Raw genomic sequence first — 3,374 nt, forward strand, 5'->3', positions numbered from 1 at the left:
GTTTGCTCAAATACCCTTGCCCCGCAAATCGGCAACTCCATAAGGCAACACCGGCAACCGTAGAGCTTGTCCGCCGTGGCGGATTCCGTTCAACAGCGCTTTCATTGTTCGTCCTGCGGACGCAACGAAAGCTTAGTTATTGTGTGCAGTCCTTTTGGCTCTAGTTTTCCAGAATCCAAAGCGTATCTCTCAAAGTCATACTCACATCACTCATCTTGCTTTCATAAATGCAATATTTACTTGTTGCACCGATTAGTTTTGTGGCGACTACCTTTCCTGGAAGCCATGGCTTAAAACTATCAGTCGAATCGAGTTTTTCAAAGAAATCAGTTAGCTGATATTCGCAGTCGTTTATCCATCTGATTTTACTTTTGAACACATGTCCGGTTTGTTCATTTGTTTCGATTTGGATACTGTCAAGCCTATCAATTATTGTACGTTGGCCAAGTGCCTCATGGCTTATAAATCGACCGCTATGAAATTTAGAACAGTTCTTATTGTCGCCTGATTTACACGACAAAATTAGAAGCATAAGAATAGATGAAATTGAGGAAAGTCTAGTCATAAAACAATTGTCATAAGATTGCACACAACGAGCAGGGCTTTATGCAGGTTGGGAATTAGTATGCCGTCTGCCCATAACCGCTGCTGATTGAAAATATGTTCTTGAAGTTACGTACAAAAGTTGATAGTTATTCGTCTGCCGAAACTGAAGCCCGGATTTGCAATTAGTTGACGTTACAATGTCGAGCCCAACTTGCATAAAACCCAATGTTGGCTGTCTGGGCGAATTTTTAAATTACATTTGTTTAATGAACGAAAAGTATAAACATATTCAATGGGTAGTACAACGGAATCTTACAAGTCAGTCAGACTTTGAGCAATTGAAAGAATCTTGTCATAAAATCGGTGTAACATTTATTGAATTAGATATTATTCCATTCACTGCAAAACTCCCTGAATTTGATAGAAGGCGAAGCTCTATTATTTATGGGTCAACAACTTTTAACAGCTTGGCTTTTGAAGATGCAAACCTTAAGAAAGGTCTGTTCTTTGATGAGGTTACTTTTTCAATAGAAAACTATATTGAAAAGTGGAGTCGGCATATGCTTAATTATGATGCCTCGGTCATAACATTTAAAGAACTAATTAACCGCAATTATAATTCTGATAGATTATTATTTATTCGCCCAAACGATGATAGCAAATCGTTTGCTGGTGAAGTCAAGCGTTTTGAAGAGATTGCAGATTGGTACGAAAAACTAAAAGCTGTTGAAAATACCAATCTGTCGCTTGAGAGTAAAATAATTGTATCAGAGCCGTACAATATACACTACGAATGGCGGCTTTGGATTGTCAATAAAAAAGTTGTCGCTGCGTCAAAGTATAGAGAATATTTTAAACTAAGAAAGGAGGAAGGTTGTCCTGCTGATGTTATTTCCTTTGCTGAAGAAAGGTGTCAGCAATACACTCCCCATGATGTCTTTGTTATGGATATTTGTTTATGTGGCGATGAATATTTTATTGTCGAATGCGGATGTATGAACGGTGCTGGTTTTTATAAAGCGAAGATTGAGAATATTGTCTCGAATGTTACAGAGTATTTTGTTTCCACGGTCTGACTTAGTAAACGGTCAACGCCTTGCAGCCAACGTTGAGGTATTTGCGAAGGCTGCGAAGCGTCGCAAATGTGGGTGGGTGCAGCTTTAGCAAATACAATGTTATATGCCGCCCTGTCTTAAAAATAAATTTGGTGAAACGAAAAAGTTTCCGTAATTTAGAGTAAAATATGATGTATGGAATACAATGAACTTTCAGATAAACAGCTTATTGATTTGGCAAAACTTAGGCTAAAAAATGATGGCGCTAAAATTACTATTACAAAAATTACAATTGAGGATAAGAGGCGCAGTGCAATTCATGATGAATTTGCCGTTTCGTTTATTGTGAAGTCTAAAGAATGGGCAGATGAAAGGCTTTCTATTGTTTTTAAAAAGTTTTATCCAAATGAATTTCTATTTCTTCAAAAGGTGGGTATAAAATTTAAATTATGAAAAATTTGTTTTTAGAAATACACAATCAAGTTTCAGATATATGGGATGAAAGAAAAGGGCTTGATTGGACGAATAAAACACATGAACAGCAGCGCATAATAAACAGGCTTGAAAATAAAGTTAAAAAGCTGAGAGAAACGTTGAATGAATTTGATAAAGAATTTATTTTTTTAAGAGATTTTTATTTAGGTGAAAAATGAGCATTTGGAAATACGTAAAAGCTGATACATTTTTTGCAGATTATTTACCGCATATAAAAAGTTACAAGTACAAAATAAGGAAAAGTAACAGCCGCGATAATCCTGTCGAATTTAGCTTGGATGAAAAGCGTCAGATTAAAAAAGCGTTACGTCAGATGATAAAAGATATGCTGCTTGGTAAGGGTGGCATATAACGTTCACAGCTTTGCGTTCGGCAGGGCATTTGGAAAACGGCCAGCCCGGAACTGTAGCCGATTAAAGATACTTAAGTTGAAAATATATTCTGCAGCTCATCCGTGTTCGGTCAGCGGGATATGTAGCTGATAGTAGCACTAAGATGAGGATTTATTCGTCGCCCCCTGCTGACGCAAAACTGAATGTTGCACGCCGTAATTACTTGTACTTTATATATGAAGTTATCATTTCAATGTCCTCTTTTGTCAGGTCAGGAAACTCCATACATTCGTAATTATTAAATGCTTCTTTTAATTTCAAATGTGTCGTGTCGGTTGCTACAAGCTTACGGTTTGTAACAAACTTGATTAGCCAGTCGGATGTTCGTTCTTGCATTATATCATGCAATGCCGGCCCATGAGTTGTTTTATTCAATGAATGGCAACTTGCACAATATTGTTGAAACAATGTCTTGCCGCTTCCATTTGGATATTCTTTGAATTTGTCCAATGTCAACATGCTATTTATTGTGGTATCGCTTTCTTCAAATACTATTGACTTGTATATTTTCAGAATTGTATCCGTGCTTTGAATATTGTGTCCGCTGATACTAAACTTATCGTCCCTGTTTACAGGAATATACATTCTAATATATCCGTCGCCTGGAGTTACTGGAATTGCAAGTCTTGCAATTAAGCCGTTAATAGTATCTTGTCCAAATCTGTGCTTTTTGGGGTCTTCGTCTCCAATGTCTGGGCTGTACCAGCCGTAATCAAACCAAAGACTATCCTTTTTGTTGGTCAGCCCGCCAACGTAACTGTCAATTCCTTTCTCTTTGAAAATTTTCCAACTGTAGGCTTCCCATTTTCAGTACGAATCAAAAGTAGATTTTAAATCAGTTGATTGAATATTATTATTAGTATTATAACCGGATGTGGTAATGTGG

The 3,374-nt window shown here is 37.0% G+C and carries 5 protein-coding genes; 4 read left to right on the forward strand and 1 reads right to left on the reverse strand.

The window, feature by feature from the left end:
* The first annotated feature begins 812 nt into the window (after positions 1-812).
* The 4 genes from BM015_RS21115 (at position 813) to BM015_RS21130 (ending at position 2,448) form a co-directional block, all read left to right on the forward strand.
* Positions 813-1,622: an ATP-grasp domain-containing protein gene (locus tag BM015_RS21115; RefSeq protein ID WP_177191988.1), complete on the forward strand. Its 810-nt coding sequence runs from the start codon at positions 813-815 to the stop codon at positions 1,620-1,622.
* A 174-nt stretch (positions 1,623-1,796) separates the two neighbouring features.
* Entirely contained in the window at positions 1,797-2,054 is a 258-nt protein-coding gene (locus BM015_RS21120; protein WP_090663334.1) for a hypothetical protein, read from the forward strand.
* On the forward strand, positions 2,051-2,254 hold the full coding sequence (locus BM015_RS21125; protein WP_090663336.1) for a hypothetical protein: 204 nt from the start codon (positions 2,051-2,053) through the stop codon (positions 2,252-2,254). Before BM015_RS21120 ends, BM015_RS21125 begins: the two co-directional genes overlap by 4 nt.
* Positions 2,251-2,448, forward strand: a complete 198-nt coding sequence (locus tag BM015_RS21130; protein ID WP_090663338.1) for a hypothetical protein — start codon at positions 2,251-2,253, stop codon at positions 2,446-2,448. Before BM015_RS21125 ends, BM015_RS21130 begins: the two co-directional genes overlap by 4 nt.
* A 199-nt stretch (positions 2,449-2,647) precedes the next feature.
* On the opposite strand, the gene BM015_RS22095 is transcribed toward BM015_RS21130, so the two are convergent.
* The gene (locus BM015_RS22095) at positions 2,648-3,073 is read right to left on the reverse strand and encodes a c-type cytochrome (protein ID WP_090663340.1); all 426 of its coding nucleotides are present in this window, start codon (positions 3,071-3,073) and stop codon (positions 2,648-2,650) included.
* Between the last annotated feature and the right edge of the window lie 301 nt (positions 3,074-3,374).

Source organism: Parafilimonas terrae (assembly GCF_900115755.1).
GTDB lineage: Bacteria > Bacteroidota > Bacteroidia > Chitinophagales > Chitinophagaceae > Parafilimonas > Parafilimonas terrae.

What these genes read in the sequence shown, in the direction of transcription:
- BM015_RS21115 (WP_177191988.1), top strand. Translation starts at nt 813, where the DNA reads ATGAACGAAAAGTATAAACATATTCAATGGGTAGTACAACGGAATCTT.
- BM015_RS21120 (WP_090663334.1), top strand. Translation starts at nt 1,797, where the DNA reads ATGGAATACAATGAACTTTCAGATAAACAGCTTATTGATTTGGCAAAA.
- BM015_RS21125 (WP_090663336.1), top strand. Translation starts at nt 2,051, where the DNA reads ATGAAAAATTTGTTTTTAGAAATACACAATCAAGTTTCAGATATATGG.
- BM015_RS21130 (WP_090663338.1), top strand. Translation starts at nt 2,251, where the DNA reads ATGAGCATTTGGAAATACGTAAAAGCTGATACATTTTTTGCAGATTAT.
- BM015_RS22095 (WP_090663340.1), bottom strand. Translation starts at nt 3,073, where the DNA reads ATGTATATTCCTGTAAACAGGGACGATAAGTTTAGTATCAGCGGACAC.